The organism is Mycobacterium bulgaricum (assembly GCF_041287165.2).
Taxonomy (GTDB): Bacteria; Actinomycetota; Actinomycetes; order Mycobacteriales; family Mycobacteriaceae; genus Mycobacterium; species Mycobacterium bulgaricum.
Genome location: NZ_JBGGKV020000004.1, coordinates 220,624 through 234,478, shown reverse-complemented (window position 1 = coordinate 234,478; position 13,855 = coordinate 220,624). Strand labels below are relative to the sequence as shown.

Annotated in this window: 15 protein-coding genes; 7 read left to right on the top strand and 8 right to left on the bottom strand. The window is 65.5% G+C overall.

Going from position 1 to position 13,855, the window contains the following annotated elements; translation table 11 throughout:
• Window positions 1–21: 21 nt before the first annotated feature.
• From nrdE to ACAG24_RS14235, 4 genes are all read right to left on the bottom strand, one after another.
• Entirely contained in the window at window positions 22–2,193 is a 2,172-nt protein-coding gene (nrdE, locus tag ACAG24_RS14250) for a class 1b ribonucleoside-diphosphate reductase subunit alpha (RefSeq protein ID WP_370472875.1), read from the bottom strand.
• On the bottom strand, window positions 2,160–2,606 hold the full coding sequence (nrdI, locus tag ACAG24_RS14245; RefSeq protein WP_370472874.1) for a class Ib ribonucleoside-diphosphate reductase assembly flavoprotein NrdI: 447 nt from the start codon (window positions 2,604–2,606) through the stop codon (window positions 2,160–2,162). The genes nrdE and nrdI overlap by 34 nt, the downstream gene beginning before the upstream one ends.
• 64 nt (window positions 2,607–2,670) lie before the next feature.
• The gene (nrdH, locus tag ACAG24_RS14240) at window positions 2,671–2,910 is read right to left on the bottom strand and encodes a glutaredoxin-like protein NrdH (protein WP_268784991.1); all 240 of its coding nucleotides are present in this window, start codon (window positions 2,908–2,910) and stop codon (window positions 2,671–2,673) included.
• Between the two features lie 508 nt (window positions 2,911–3,418).
• Window positions 3,419–3,970, bottom strand: a complete 552-nt coding sequence (locus ACAG24_RS14235) for an NADPH-dependent FMN reductase (RefSeq protein ID WP_370472873.1) — start codon at window positions 3,968–3,970, stop codon at window positions 3,419–3,421.
• Between the two features lie 87 nt (window positions 3,971–4,057).
• On the opposite strand from ACAG24_RS14235, the gene ACAG24_RS14230 reads away from it, so the two are divergent.
• The 3 genes from ACAG24_RS14230 to ACAG24_RS14220 are packed head-to-tail and all read left to right on the top strand — an operon-like array spanning window position 4,058 to window position 6,934.
• On the top strand, window positions 4,058–4,675 hold the full coding sequence (locus ACAG24_RS14230; RefSeq protein ID WP_370472872.1) for a TetR/AcrR family transcriptional regulator: 618 nt from the start codon (window positions 4,058–4,060) through the stop codon (window positions 4,673–4,675).
• Window positions 4,672–5,757 (top strand): DNA polymerase IV, encoded by a 1,086-nt coding sequence (locus tag ACAG24_RS14225; RefSeq protein WP_370472871.1) that lies wholly within the window; start codon window positions 4,672–4,674, stop codon window positions 5,755–5,757. The genes ACAG24_RS14230 and ACAG24_RS14225 overlap by 4 nt, the downstream gene beginning before the upstream one ends.
• 10 nt (window positions 5,758–5,767) lie before the next feature.
• Window positions 5,768–6,934 (top strand): AAA family ATPase, encoded by a 1,167-nt coding sequence (locus ACAG24_RS14220; protein WP_370472870.1) that lies wholly within the window; start codon window positions 5,768–5,770, stop codon window positions 6,932–6,934.
• Between the two features lie 2 nt (window positions 6,935–6,936).
• Here ACAG24_RS14220 and ACAG24_RS14215 read toward each other — a convergent pair whose 3' ends face one another.
• Window positions 6,937–7,809 (bottom strand): SDR family oxidoreductase, encoded by an 873-nt coding sequence (locus tag ACAG24_RS14215; RefSeq protein WP_370472869.1) that lies wholly within the window; start codon window positions 7,807–7,809, stop codon window positions 6,937–6,939.
• 76 nt (window positions 7,810–7,885) lie between these two features.
• Here ACAG24_RS14215 and ACAG24_RS14210 point away from each other — a divergent pair, with 76 nt between their 5' ends.
• Entirely contained in the window at window positions 7,886–8,188 is a 303-nt protein-coding gene (locus ACAG24_RS14210) for a hypothetical protein (protein WP_370472868.1), read from the top strand.
• A 61-nt stretch (window positions 8,189–8,249) separates the two neighbouring features.
• On the opposite strand, the gene ACAG24_RS14205 is transcribed toward ACAG24_RS14210, so the two are convergent.
• Window positions 8,250–8,879 carry a TetR/AcrR family transcriptional regulator gene (locus ACAG24_RS14205; protein ID WP_370472867.1) on the bottom strand — a complete coding sequence of 210 codons (630 nt, stop codon included), beginning with the start codon at window positions 8,877–8,879 and terminating at the stop codon, window positions 8,250–8,252.
• A 127-nt stretch (window positions 8,880–9,006) separates the two neighbouring features.
• On the opposite strand from ACAG24_RS14205, the gene ACAG24_RS14200 reads away from it, so the two are divergent.
• Window positions 9,007–10,488, top strand: a complete 1,482-nt coding sequence (locus tag ACAG24_RS14200; RefSeq protein WP_370472866.1) for a cytochrome P450 — start codon at window positions 9,007–9,009, stop codon at window positions 10,486–10,488.
• A gap of 4 nt (window positions 10,489–10,492) precedes the next feature.
• Entirely contained in the window at window positions 10,493–10,870 is a 378-nt protein-coding gene (locus tag ACAG24_RS14195) for a DUF4267 domain-containing protein (RefSeq protein WP_370472865.1), read from the top strand.
• A 24-nt stretch (window positions 10,871–10,894) separates the two neighbouring features.
• Here ACAG24_RS14195 and ACAG24_RS14190 read toward each other — a convergent pair whose 3' ends face one another.
• Both ACAG24_RS14190 and ACAG24_RS14185 read right to left on the bottom strand, forming a co-directional pair.
• Entirely contained in the window at window positions 10,895–12,337 is a 1,443-nt protein-coding gene (locus ACAG24_RS14190) for an APC family permease (RefSeq protein ID WP_370472864.1), read from the bottom strand.
• Between the two features lie 198 nt (window positions 12,338–12,535).
• Entirely contained in the window at window positions 12,536–13,021 is a 486-nt protein-coding gene (locus ACAG24_RS14185) for a 2-isopropylmalate synthase (RefSeq protein ID WP_370472863.1), read from the bottom strand.
• Window positions 13,022–13,525: 504 nt separating this feature from the next.
• Between ACAG24_RS14185 and ACAG24_RS14180 the strand changes: the two genes are divergently transcribed.
• Entirely contained in the window at window positions 13,526–13,792 is a 267-nt protein-coding gene (locus ACAG24_RS14180) for a WGxxGxxG family protein (protein ID WP_370472862.1), read from the top strand.
• Window positions 13,793–13,855: the final 63 nt, after the last annotated feature.

The window sequence follows — 13,855 nt, the reverse complement described above, 5'->3', positions numbered from 1 at the left end:
GGCGGCGCTGGACGTTTCAGCTCACAACATGCAGCTGACGCAACCCTCCACCTCAGTACCCTCGAGAGCCATCTGGCGTAGGCGGATGTAGTAGAGCGTCTTGATTCCCTTGCGCCAGGCGTAGATCTGCGCCTTGTTCACGTCGCGGGTGGTGGCGGTGTCCTTGAAGAACAACGTCAGGCTCAGCCCCTGGTCCACATGCTGAGTGGCCGCGGCGTAGGTGTCGATGACCTTCTCGTAGCCGATCTCGTAGGCGTCCTGGTAGTACTCCAGGTTCTCGTTGGTCATGTAGGGCGCCGGGTAGTAGACGCGACCGATCTTGCCTTCCTTGCGGATCTCGACCTTCGACGCGATCGGGTGGATCGAACTCGTCGAATGGTTGATGTAGGAGATCGATCCGGTCGGCGGAACCGCCTGCAGGTTCTGGTTGTAGATGCCGTGCTGCTGCACGGACTCCTTCAATCGTTTCCAGTCGTCCTGGTTGGGGATTCGGATACCGGCATCGGCAAACAGCCCGCGCACCTTGTCGGTCTTGGGTTCCCACACCTGATCGGTGTACTTGTCGAAGAACTCCCCTGACTTGTACTTCGACTTCTCGAACCCGCCGAATGCCGTACCCCGTTCGATCGCAAGGCGATTCGAGGCGCGCAGCGCGTGGTAGAGCACGCAGTAGAAGTAGATGTTGGTGAAGTCGACGCCTTCTTCGGAGCCGTAGAAGATCTGCTCGCGGGCGAGGTAGCCGTGCAGGTTCATCTGGCCCAGGCCGATGGCATGTGAGCTGTTGTTGCCCTGCTCGATGGAGGGCACCGACCAGATGTGGGTCTGGTCGCTCACCGCGGTCAGCGCACGGATGGCCACCTCGATGGTCTGCGCGAAGTCCGGCGAGTCCATGGCCTTGGCGATGTTGAGCGAACCGAGGTTGCACGAAATGTCCTTGCCGACTTTGGCGTAGGACAGATCCTCGTTGAACAGTGACGGCGTCGACACCTGCAGGATCTCCGAGCACAGGTTGCTGTGCGTGATCTTGCCCTCGATCGGGTTGGCCCGGTTCACCGTGTCCTCGTACATGATGTACGGGTAGCCGGACTCGAACTGCAGCTCGGCCAGCGTCTGGAAGAACTCGCGCGCCTTGATCTTCGTCTTGCGGATCCGCGCGTCGTCGACCATCTCGTAGTACTTCTCGGTGACGGAGACATCGGCGAACGGAATGCCGTACACACGCTCGACGTCGTACGGCGAGAACAGGTACATGTCCTCGTTGTTCTTCGCCAGCTCGAACGTGATGTCCGGGATCACCACGCCCAGCGAGAGCGTCTTGATGCGGATCTTCTCGTCGGCGTTCTCGCGCTTGGTGTCGAGGAACCGGTAGATGTCGGGGTGGTGCGCGTGCAGATACACCGCGCCCGCACCCTGCCGGGCACCGAGCTGATTGGCGTAGGAGAACGAGTCCTCCAGCAGCTTCATGATCGGGATGACGCCGGAGCTCTGGTTCTCGATGTTCTTGATCGGCGCGCCGTGTTCGCGAATGTTGGACAGCAGCAACGCCACTCCGCCACCACGCTTGGACAGCTGCAGCGCCGAATTGATCGAGCGCCCGATCGACTCCATATTGTCTTCGATGCGCAGCAGGAAGCACGACACCGGCTCGCCGCGCTGCTTCTTGCCCGAATTGAGGAATGTCGGCGTGGCCGGCTGGAACCGGCCGTCCATGATCTCGTCGACCAGCTGCTCGGCCAGCGTGGTGTCGCCCGAGGCCAGCGTCAGGGCCACCATCACGACACGGTCCTCGAAGCGCTCCAGGTAGCGCTTTCCGTCGAAGGTCTTCAGCGTGTAGGAGGTGTAGTACTTGAACGCGCCGACAAAGGTCGGAAACCGAAACTTCTTGGCGTACGCGCGATCCAGCAGCGTCTTGACGAAGTTCCGCGAGTACTGGTCGAGCACCTCGCGCTCGTAGTAGTTCTTCTGGACGAGGTAGTCGAGCTTCTCGTCCTGGTTGTGGAAGAAGACCGTGTTCTGGTTCACGTGCTGCAGGAAGTACTCCCGCGCCGCCTGAACATCCTTCTCGAACTGAATCTTGCCGTCGGCGTCGTACAGATTCAGCATCGCGTTCAGCGCGTGGTAGTCCATCTCCCCCGGGAGCGCATGCGCGCCGGTGGAGGTTAGCGGTTCTGCAGCTGTGACGGTTGGTGGCACGTCTGGTCCTTCCAGAAGTCTTGTAATCCTGCGCGGACGGCGAAGACGTCGTCCGTCGTTCCCATGAGTTCGAACCGATAGAGAAATGGAACGCCGCATTTCCGGGACACGACGACCCCCGCGTAGCCGAATTCGGCGCCGAAATTGGTGTTGCCCGCCGCGATGACGCCGCGGATCAACGACCGGTTGTGTTCGTTGTTGAGGAAGGCGATCACCTGCTTGGGGACGTATCCCCCGCGATCGGGATCGGGACCGTTGGCGTGTCCACCGCCGTAGGTGGGCAATACCAGGACGTAGGGAACCCCAACCTGAATCCGGTCCTTGAGCGGGATCCGGATGGCAGGAAGCTCGAGCTTTTGCACGAAACGATGGGTGTTCTCCGACACGCTGGAGAAGTAGACGAGATTGCTCACGATCACCTCTCCGATGTCACTTGATCGACTGAAACTCAGTCGTGGCCGCGCTGCGTGCCACCGACTAAGCGGTGGCCGCTACCGCTGCCAGCGCCTTGATCCGGTCGGGACGGAAACCCGACCAGTGGTCGTTACCTGCCACGACGACGGGGGCCTGCAGGTAACCGAGGGCCATGACGTAATCGCGCGCCTCGCTGTCGACGGAGATGTCGACGACGTCGTAGGCGATGCCCTGCTTGTCGAGAGCCTTGTAGGTGGCGTTGCACTGGACGCAGGCGGGCTTGGTGTACACGGTGACAGTCATTTGCGGGCTCCCTCAGCGAAATTCTTCTTCGACGACCTGTGGTTCGTTGTCACTCCACACCCCACCTGACGAACGGCCGGCTGGACGATCGACGCTCTCTCATCCTCAACGTCGAGCCGAGCAAGGAACTTCCTCCCGGACTCCCCGGTGAAGATAAAGTGCATCTTCGGTCGCTCTCCACCCTAGCCACTAGATGTTGTGCCCCGTTAGTAGAGCACACACAAGATGGTCGTAATCACACGTTTGGAATTTTGCCTGGTAACTGCGGTGTGTCGCGTCGCCTTTGGCGTGTCGCAGATCACAACGGCGATGCCGCGACTGCCTATGTCCGGTGTATCAGAGGGCACCGACATTTCCCGTCAGGCGGGCCCGGGAATCGTCCGAAGCCCAGCAAATCGCCTCCGCACGCCCCCGACCGGTGGCCGAAAGCGCCCGCGCATGCGCGGGCACACCACGCAAAGCAGAAGCCACGTCCATCGGGACGTGGCTTCTGCGATCGAGCCTGAGGTCAACCGATCTCGGCGGCCAGCTTGCCGACGATGTCACGCAGGCGAGCCGCAACTTCGGTGTTCTCGCGAGGGTGCTTGCCGTCGAGGGAGTTCGTCGGGACCGAGAGATCGAGGCCCTCGACCACCCGCGGACCCGCGATCCCGAAGGACTTGCGGGTCTCGTCGTGCGCCCACACACCGCCGTACTGACCGAGCGAAGCCCCGACGACCGCCAGGGGCTTGCCCTTGAGCGCGCCCTCGCCGTACGGACGGGACAGCCAGTCGATGGCGTTCTTCAGCACCCCGGGGATGGACCCGTTGTACTCAGGAGTGACGACCAGGGCCGCGTCGGCGCGAGCCGCCGTCTCTCGCAGCGCGACGACGACGTCGGGGACGTCGTCGTTGTCGATGTCCTCGTTGTAGTGGGGCAGTTCGCCAAGCCGGTCGAACCACTCGAACGTCACGCCTTCGGGCGCCGACTCGGTGGCCAGTTCCGCCAGCTGGCGGTTCACCGAAGCCGCACGCAGACTCCCGACGAGCACAAGTACCGTATTGCCGACGCCGTCCGACATCGCTCTCCTCCTCGTTGGTTCATTCGATCCTCCCACGGCGTAACCGGACCATGGTCCGTTCTATTCCTGCTGAGTTAAAGTTGCAGGGTGAGCGTGGTGGAGAATCGGAGCGACCTGCCGGTGCTGCCGGCGGGTGAACCGGGGCCCCCCGAACGCGGAGATGCGGCCCGCAATCGCGCACTGCTGCTCGATGCGGCACGGCGTCTCGTCGACGAGCGCGGGGCCGACTCCGTCACCACCGATGACATCGCAGCCGCCGCGGGCGTCGGCAAAGGAACGCTGTTCCGCCGCTTCGGCAGCCGGGCCGGGCTGATGATCGTGCTCCTCGACGAGGACGAGAAGATCCAGCAGCAGGCGATCCTGTTCGGCCCGCCGCCGCTGGGGCCGGGCGCTCCGCCCCTGCAGCGCCTGCTGGCCTACGGCCGAGAACGCCTGAAGTTCGTCGACACCCACCGGGCCCTGCTCTCCGACGTCGGCCGAGACCCGCAGATGCGCTACAACGCGCCGATGATGTTGCATCACAGCCACATCCGATTACTGCTCGACGCCGCGGGAACCACAGGAGATCTCGACACGCAGGCCACCGCGTTGCTGTCGCTGCTCGACGCCGACTACGTCCATCATCAGCTCACCGACCTCGGCCGCACTCTGCAGGAACTCGGTGACGCATGGGAGACGGTGGCACGCAAGCTCTGCGGGTCATGACCGGCTCCGGGACCACGGCCCGGACTCAGTGGATCCTGCACGTCGATCTGGACCAGTTCCTCGCCTCGGTCGAATTGCAGCGCCATCCCGAGTTGGTCGGCGTGCCGGTCATCGTGGGCGGCAACGGCGATCCGACCGAGCCGCGCAAGGTGGTCACCTGCGCGTCCTACGAAGCCAGAGAATTCGGCGTGCACGCGGGAATGCCGTTGCGCACCGCGGCGCGCCGATGCCCCGACGCCACATTCCTGCCGTCCGACTCGCAGGCCTACGATGCCGCATCCGAGCGCGTGATGGGCTTGCTGCGCGATCTCGGCCATCCGGTGGAGGTGTGGGGCTGGGACGAAGCGTACGTCGGTGCGCGCGTTGATGATCCGGTCGAGCTGGCCCGCCGTGTCCAGGACGTGGTGGCCACGGAAACGGGCCTGTCGTGTTCGGTGGGCATCAGCGACAACAAGCAACGCGCCAAGGTAGCCACGGGCTTCGGCAAGCCGGGCGGGGTGTTCGCGCTGACCGAGGACAACTGGATGACGATCATGGGCGATCGTCACGTCGACGCCCTGTGGGGCGTGGGGCCCAAGACCGCCAAGAAGCTTGCCGCGATGGGTATTACGACGGTCGCTGACCTCGCCGGCACCGATTCCGCAGAACTGACGTCGGCATTCGGGCCGACGACGGGACTGTGGATCCTGCTGCTGGCCAAGGGCGGCGGGGACACCGCCGTCAGCGCCGAGCCGTGGGTGCCGCGGTCGCGCAGCCACGTCGTCACCTTCCCGCAGGACCTGACCGACCGCGCCGACATGAATTCGGCCGTGGTCGATCTGGCGCGGCGCACGCTCGCGGAGGTGGTGGAGCAGCGGCGTATCGTCACCCGTGTCGCAGTCACCGTGCGTACGAAGACGTTCTACACCCGAACCAAGATTCGCAAGTTGACGACACCGACCACCGATCTCGGCCCGATCGTGGAGACTGCGCTGGATCTCCTCGGCCATTTCGAGCTAGATCGTCCGATCCGCCTGCTCGGGGTGCGTCTGGAGCTCGCCATGGACGACGTCGCAAGCCCTGTTGTCGCCGCGGGCGGCTAGCGTCGGGTCCATGCTGCAGACAGTCGCGATCCGCGGATACCGCTCACTGCGCGACCTGGTCTTGCCGTTGCGCGGGCTCACCGTCATCACCGGCGCCAACGGCACCGGCAAATCGTCGCTCTACCGCGCGCTTCGACTGCTCGCCGACTGCGGCAGCGGCGAGGTGATCGCGTCGTTCGCCCGTGAGGGCGGCGTCGAATCGGCGAGGTGGGCAGGTCCCGAGCACCTCAAGGGCGCACGACGCACAGGGGCCGCGCAGGGCGGGCCGCGCACCAGATCGGTGTCGATTGAACTTGGTTATGCCTCAGACGATTTCGGTTATCTGATCGACCTCGGCCTGCCGCAGGCGCGAGAGACCGCGTTCGCCCGCGACCCCGAAGTCAAGCGGGAACTGGTGTTCGCGGGCCCGGTCGCCCGCCCCGCGACCACGCTGGTGCGCCGGGTACGTGGACTGGTCGAGGTCGCCGCCCAGTCCGGACGTGGTTTCGACGAACTCGCCCGCAACCTGCCGGCGCACCGCAGCGTCCTCACCGACTGGGCCGGTGCCGCACCGGAACTCGTGATGGTCCGAGAACGCTTGCGGGACTGGCGATTCTACGACGGCTTCCGCGCCGACAGTCACGCACCTGCCCGCCTCCCGCAGGTCGGAACTCGTACGCCGGTGTTGGCTGACGACGGGGCCGACCTGGCCGCCGCGGTCCAGACGATTCTGGAGACCGGGACAGACGACCTCGCCCGGGCTGTCGCCGCGGCGTTCGACGGCGCGACGGTTTCGGTGTCGATCACCGACGGCCTGTTCGACCTCCAGCTGCACCAACGTGGCATGCTGCGCCCGCTGCGCAGTGCCGAGATTTCTGACGGCACACTACGTTTTCTGCTCTGGGCAGCCGCCTTGCTGAGCCCTCAGCCACCGTCGCTGATGGTGCTCAACGAACCGGAAACTTCGCTGCACCCGGACCTGGTGCCTCCGCTGGCCGAGCTGATCAATGCGGCGGCCAACCGAACGCAGGTCGTTGTGGTCACGCACTCCGCGCCGCTGCGGGAACGACTCGGCGCCGAACCGATCGGATCCGACGGCGACGCCTGGGAGATCGAGCTCTACAAGGACTGGGGTGAGACCAAGGTCGCAGATCAGGGGTTGCTGACGACGCCACAGTGGGACTGGGGTAAGCGGTAACCTCAGCCGCGCTTGGCTTTTGGCCGCAGCACGCGTGTGAAGATCGGGTTCACCTGCTTCATCGCCACGCTGTAGGGACCCCACATCGTGCGCTTGAACAGATACAGCGCGCGGATGTCGGAAGACGTGTAGATCAGGTAGCGGTTCTTCGCGACGCCCTGCAGGATCTTCTCGGCGGCGAAGTCCGGTGACACCGCATGTCCCGAGAAACGGCCGATCCACTTCTGCACTCCCGGATCTTCGCGGTCGACGCCGGCGATGTGGACCGTGTCCACCAGCGGGGTCCGCACCGCTCCGGGCACCACCACCGACACTCCGATCCGGTACCGGGCGAGGTCGAATCGCAGAACTTCGGAAAGTCCGCGCAGACCGTACTTGCTCGCGCTGTAGGCAGCGTGCCACGGCAGCGCCACGATGCCGGCGGCCGAGGACACGTTGACGAGGTGGCCGCCGCGGCGAGCCTTCATCATCGGCGGGATGAACGCCTCGATGACGTGGATCGGGCCCATCAGGTTGATGTCGATGAGCGATTTCCAGTCCCGGTGGGTCAGCGTGTCCACGGTGCCCCATGCCGAGATGCCGGCGATGTTCATCACCAGATCCATCGCCGGATGCGCCGCGTGGATGTCGTCGGCGAACGCGACCACCGCGTCATAGTCCGAGATGTCGAGCGTCCGATGTTCGGCCACCACACCGCCGAGGGCCCGCGCATCGGCGACCGTCAGCGCGAGACCCTCGGCGTCCCGGTCGGTCAAATAGAGCTCGGCGCCCTGGGCGGCGAGCTTCAGCGCCGTCGCACGCCCGATCCCACTGGCGGCCCCGGTCAGGAAGCACCGCTTGCCGGTAAAACCGTCAGATCCGTTCCGCTGCGCCATATGAGGTGACACTACCGTCGCGACGTCGGCGTCCAATGAAGCCCGACGGCAGGCGCGCACGCAATACGATTCGGAGATGATCAAGAACGGCACCAGATTGCAGAGCCAAGTCTGCGATACGCAGGTCATCGTGGTCCGCAGCGCCGACAGCCTCGACGATCTGCGTGCCGGTGGCGCTGCGATGATCGCCCTCGATGCCGAGAAGGACGCGTCGCTGTCGCTGGATCCGGAACTGTCCGGCGGCAACGCGATGGGGAAGCGTTACGTCGACGACGGCGGCGCCGAAGTCCTGGTGACCAAGGCCGGCGCGGGGACGCTGACGGTCGGATCGACTCCGCTGTCACTCAAGGAGGCGAAGCCGCTGCCGGCGAGCGACTAACCCACCGACGAGCGCTTGCGCGAGGAGCGACTAACCCGACGAGCGCTTGCGCGAGGAGCGACTAGACCTCAGGGCGCAGATTGTCCCCGCCCCACAGACTGCTCAACCAGAGGCGCTCGACGATCTCGACGGCACGCGAGGGGTCGTCGCGACCCACGAACGCGCTGTCGTGCGACAGCGACATCGACGTCACCGCGGTGAGGGTCCGAACCAGTGCGGTGAGGTCCGAAGAGATCGGCCGCGCCCCGCTGTCCTGCTCCACCAGTCCGACGATCTTCTCGACGACCGACTCCTGGAAGTCGTCCATGATCTCGCGAATCTGAGCATCGGTGCTGCGGGCGAGATTGCAGGCGCTCATGATCGGGTCGTTCAGCGCGAAAACGGTCGCGGCGTAGCCCACCATGCGCTTGGCGAAGTCCGACGGAGACTCCCCTGCCTCGCGCGGGGTGTAGTGGTGGGTCAGCTGGTCCAGTTCGGCCATCGCCTCGGCGACTATGACGGCAAGCACGGCGTACTTCGAGTCGAAGTAGAAGTAGAAGCCCGAGCGGGCCACGCCGGCGCGCTCGCTGATGGTGCTCACCGACAGATCGGCGAACGACTTCTCCTGCAGGAGTTCGCGGACCGCGGTGACGATGGCATCCCGCTGCCTGTCACCCCTGCTGCGGCGAAGGTCGGTCGGTTCGGCCGTCATGGCTGTCAACCTTGGCATCGCAGCACCTCCGACACAAACTCGTCGAAACTTGACAGGCGTCAAGTGCGTCTACCAGGATATGACGAAAGTGACATCGACCACAGCCCTTAGTTTTAGGAGTGCTCGGATGCCGGCGATCTCGACGGTGGATTATCTGCTCGACCAGGCGAAACGGCGTCTCAAGCCGACGCCGGTGACCATCCCGGGGATGGGCGCGATCGAAAAGCGCCTGCTCGACAAGCAGTGGGACGAGATCATCCTCGCCGAGCCGCCCGCGGGCAGCGGCCTCAAGGCGGTCAAGGGCGACAACGGACTCCCGGTCGTGGCGCACATGATCGAGATGTTCCGAGGTGGACCGGACTTCATCCTGCACCAGTACCGCAAGTACGGACCCATCTACTACTCGGGCTCGCAGGTGCTGCCTGCCGTGGGCGCGCTGGGCCCGGACGCGACCCAGGCGGTGTTCTCCAACCGCAACAAGGACTTCTCGCAGCGCGCGTGGGACCCCGTGATCGGACCGTTCTTCGAAGGCGGCCTCATGCTGCGCGACTTCGAGGACCACATGTACCACCGCCGGATCATGCAGGAGGCGTTCACCCGCAGCCGGCTCACCGGGTACGTGGAGCACATCGATCAGGTCGCCTCGTCGGTGATCGCGCACGACTGGGTCGCCAACGACCGCCGCTTCCTGTTCTATCCGGCGGTCAAGGAGCTGACGCTCGACATCGCCTCCGTCGTGTTCATGGGCCACAAGGCCGGCACCGACAAGCAGCTCGTGACGACGGTCAACGAGGCGTTCACCACCACCACCCGCGCGGGCAATGCGATCGTGCGCAAGCCGGTGCCGCCGCTGAGCTGGTGGAGAGGCATCCGCGCCCGCAAGACGCTGGAGGACTACTTCAACGCCGGGATCGCCGAGAAGCGGCGCTCGGAAAGCACCGACATGTTCAGCGTGCTGTGCCATGCGCAGGACGAGGACGGCCAGAGCTTCACCGACCAGGACGTCGTGAGCCACATGATCTTCCTGATGATGGCGGCCCACGATACGTCGACGTCGACCCTGACGACGATGGCATACCACCTCGCAGCCAACCCGGAGTGGCAGGACCGCTGCCGCGAAGAGTCCGAGCGGATCGGTGACGGTCCGCTGGACATCGAGGCGCTCGAGAAGCTCGAGACGTACGACCTGGTGATCAACGAGGCCCTCCGCATGGTGACCCCGCTGCCCTTCAATTTCCGTCAGGCCGTACGTGATACGGAGCTGCTGGGCTACTTCATCCCGGCCGGCACCGCGATCATGACGTGGCCTGCGCTGAATCACCGGCTTCCCGAGCTCTGGACGGATCCGGAGAAGTTCGATCCGGCACGCTTCGCCGAGCCCCGCAGCGAGCACAAGAAGCACCGGTATGCGTTCGCGCCGTTCGGCGGCGGAGCGCACAAGTGCATCGGCATGGTGTTCGGCCAGCTGGAGATCAAGACGGTCATGCACCGGTTGCTCCGCAAGTACCGGCTGGAGCTTCCGCACGCCGGCTACACCCCGCTCTACGACCACGGCGGCATGGCCGTGCCCGTCGACGGGATGCCGATCGTCCTGCGTCCGCTGCACTGACCGCATGACCGAACATCGCGATCGAGTCGCCGACACCGGCGTCGTAGCGCTGGCCGCGATGCGGATCGGCATCGGCGCGCTGGCCTGGGCGCGACCGGAGGTGACCGCCAAGCTGTTCGGGTTCTCGGACCCGGACGGGCAGGCACGCTACGTGTGGCGGCTCTTCGGCGTGCGCGACGTGTTGGTCGGGCTGGGCACGGTGACCTCTTCGGGACCGACGCGGCGCACCTGGGCGCGGGTGGGTCTGCTCTGCGATGTCGCCGACGGCGCGGCAGGCGCGCTGGGTCGCGACGACGTCAAGCCGGTGAGCGCCGCCGCGATGATCGGGGTGCCCGCCGCCGCCGTGGCGTTCGGCTCGTGGGCGCTGGGGCGCCGCGGCTGACCAGTCGCCGAAGGTGTGCGATCGCTAGTGCCGGCGCTGTCTCAGCGCGGCGAGCAATCGGTGCTCGGCGTCTTCTCCCGGCGCGACGCCGGTGGGGATACGGAAGAGGAAGAACAGACCGAGCACCCACCAGGCCGCGAACAGCACCCAGGGTTGGATGGCGAGGAATGCCGGCATCCCTGGCAGGTACAGGCTCAGCAACCCGATACAGAGCACGACCGCCGCGCCCCCGATCAGTAGGCCTCCGTTGCCTTTTCCGCCGACCCGCAGCGGCCGGTCCATCGCCGGCTCCCGGCGCCGCAGGATCAGGAAGACGACCGCAACCAGCAGGTAGGCGATCACGATGCTCGGCGAGCCCGAGTCGACGAGCCACCCGAGCATCGCCTCCCCCAAGAACGGTGCGACGAAGGACAACCCGCCGATGAACAACAGTGCGTTGACGGGCGTCCGGAACCTCGGGTGCAGCTTGCCGAACCACGCGGGCAGCATGCCGGACCGCGCCATCGAGTACATCAGGCGAGACGCGCCGAGGAGCAACGAGTTCCACGACGTCAGGATTCCGGCGATACCCCCCGCGATCAGGATCTTGGCCATGAAATCGCTGCCGAACAGGTCACCGAACGCGTCGGCGGTGACGATGTCGGCCTCGGCGAGCTGACTCGCAGGCATCGCCGACGAGGTGGTCGCGATGACGATCAGGTAGAAGATCGTCGCCAGGATCACCGCGACGACCACCAGGCGCCCGATCTGTCGGGCCGGCACGTTCACTTCCTCCGCGGACTGCGGGATGACGTCGAATCCGACGAACAGGAAGGGCACCACGACGAGGACAGCGAAGAAGCCGGCCGCACCACCGGTGAAGAGAGGCTGCATGTCGGCGGCGGACCCTCCGGTGAACGCGCCGACGATCAGTAGCAGGGCGATGACCAGAAGCAGCAGCACCACGAAGGTCTGGGCGACGCTGGCCGGTTTGACGCCGAGGATGTTGACGGTCGTGATGGCGACCGCCGCGATTGCGCCGACCAGTGCCCACGTGAGATGGACCTCGCTGCCGGCGACCTCCCACAGCCGAATGTGGTTCAGCTCGGGGAACAGGTACAGCGCCGTTCTGGGCAGAGCGACCGCCTCGAAAGCCACGATGGTCACATAGCCGCCGACGATGCCCCAGGAGCCGATGAACGACCACCGGGGGCCCATGCCGCGGAGCAGAAAATTGTGTTCACCGCCCGCTTTGGGCATCGCGGCGGTGAGTTCGGCGTAGGTCAGACCGACCACAGCCATGATCACACCGCCGGCGGTCATCGCGAGCACAGCACCCAACGTGCCGGCCGAACCGATCCAGTCGCCGGTGAGTACTACCCAGCCGAAACCGATCATGGCTCCGAAGCCAAGGGCGAGCACGTCCCAGTTGCCGAGCACTTTCAGCAAGGACGTATCCGCGGGCGGCTCGGCCTGTTTCGTCTCCATCGCACGACGCCTTTCCTGGTTCGTCCTGGCTGCCGCTCGGGGCTGAATTCACGCTAAGCCCTCCCGTGCAAGCCCGTGGCCCAAACAGCGGTGCTTCGGTGAGAGACCCACCGTCAAGGTCGCGCATCCGGATGCTCTCGGTGGACGCAGCGCCGCATATCGCCGGAAGCACCTGTTCGGTGTCACCGGACGTGGTGTCTAGGCAGCCAGCAATCGGTTGGCGCAGGCGATAACCGCCCGCAGGGCCGAGTCGGTGGGGTCGGCTGACCATCCCATCGCCCACTGATCGCTGCCGTCGCGGCTGCCGCGGATGAAGGTTGCGGTGTGCTCGCCCGCGGGCAGTTGGTGGAACGCGATCATCTCGACGGCAATCCCTCGTGCGTGGAGCATCTCGGTCAACGCCGCCACGGGCCCGCATGCCGCCGCCCGCGAGGTCCCGATGGTGTCACCTAATGCCAGCGTCGCCTGGTAATTGCGGGCCTGCGGGCCGAGTCGGCTCGACGGACGCTCGCCGTCGGTGCAGTCCCACTGCCCCAGCCTCAACGGACCCGCCGACGGCGCGTACTCGTCGACGAACTCGTCGAAGGTCTTCGCCTCGGCCGACTCGCGCAGGGCGCGCGGCAGCCTGCCGTTCACGTGGGCCGCGAAAGAGGGCGGTGGAGTGGTGGCGACTGGAGAGTTCATGTGCCGGCCTTCTGATCCGAAGAGAAGCGACCGACGGTGTAGCGACGACCCACAGCGGGGGGTCGGTCAGGATCAGACCCCGCTGCGGGTTGCTACTACGAGTCGCCTCGGCACGTCAGCGATGCTAGACCGCACTGCGGGCGCATGCAAATAGTTATGCACGCGCGTTGCGCGCGGCAGCCTTGTTTCAGTGAGAAACCTCCTTTTTGCCCCGCTCCGGGCGCATGTCAGCGCAGCAAACTCGCGCTTTGGGCTGTCAAGATCGCCAACTGCTCGTACGGTACGCAACCCCCACGACGGTCCGGAAAACGATCACGGAGTCCGCTGTGCGAGAACATGTTTGGCCACAATGCGGTTGTATGGTCTGAAAACGCTGGTAGAACATCGCTTCTCACGAGCGCGGGACGCGAGTTTCGCCAAAGTTTGGCAAATAAGGTTTAGCCGTATCCCTGCGGGCTATCGATTGCTCGCGGAAGCAGACGCTCCGCACTACGGGAGGAAAACATGCATAAACCATTCATCATCGGCACGGCAGCCCTGGCCCTGCTGTTCGGCGGCACCGGCATCGCGAGCGCCACGGATACGGCCGTCCCGGCCGCGACCACGACCGTCGTCGCCCAGGAGGTCGAGCAGGAGGACGGTGACAACACCGGCCTGTGGGGCCTCGCCGGGCTGCTCGGACTCGTCGGGCTCGCCGGCCTGAAGCGTCGCAGGGACACCGACGTCCGCGTGAACCCGAACGCCGGCACCGTCAACCCGCCGCGCGTCTAGCCGCTGTCGCGCCAACCCCGTCGGTCCGCGCCGGCGGGGTTCGCGCGGTCTGCCCGCCGCACC

Coding starts and splice junctions, on each gene's coding strand:
- ACAG24_RS14180 (WP_370472862.1), top strand. CDS start 13,526: ATGCATAAACCATTCATCATCGGCACGGCAGCCCTGGCCCTGCTGTTC.
- nrdH (WP_268784991.1), bottom strand. CDS start 2,910: ATGACTGTCACCGTGTACACCAAGCCCGCCTGCGTCCAGTGCAACGCC.
- ACAG24_RS14195 (WP_370472865.1), top strand. CDS start 10,493: ATGACCGAACATCGCGATCGAGTCGCCGACACCGGCGTCGTAGCGCTG.
- ACAG24_RS14185 (WP_370472863.1), bottom strand. CDS start 13,021: ATGAACTCTCCAGTCGCCACCACTCCACCGCCCTCTTTCGCGGCCCAC.
- ACAG24_RS14210 (WP_370472868.1), top strand. CDS start 7,886: ATGATCAAGAACGGCACCAGATTGCAGAGCCAAGTCTGCGATACGCAG.
- ACAG24_RS14215 (WP_370472869.1), bottom strand. CDS start 7,809: ATGGCGCAGCGGAACGGATCTGACGGTTTTACCGGCAAGCGGTGCTTC.
- ACAG24_RS14200 (WP_370472866.1), top strand. CDS start 9,007: ATGCCGGCGATCTCGACGGTGGATTATCTGCTCGACCAGGCGAAACGG.
- ACAG24_RS14190 (WP_370472864.1), bottom strand. CDS start 12,337: ATGGAGACGAAACAGGCCGAGCCGCCCGCGGATACGTCCTTGCTGAAA.
- ACAG24_RS14205 (WP_370472867.1), bottom strand. CDS start 8,879: ATGACGGCCGAACCGACCGACCTTCGCCGCAGCAGGGGTGACAGGCAG.
- ACAG24_RS14220 (WP_370472870.1), top strand. CDS start 5,768: ATGCTGCAGACAGTCGCGATCCGCGGATACCGCTCACTGCGCGACCTG.
- ACAG24_RS14225 (WP_370472871.1), top strand. CDS start 4,672: ATGACCGGCTCCGGGACCACGGCCCGGACTCAGTGGATCCTGCACGTC.
- ACAG24_RS14235 (WP_370472873.1), bottom strand. CDS start 3,970: ATGTCGGACGGCGTCGGCAATACGGTACTTGTGCTCGTCGGGAGTCTG.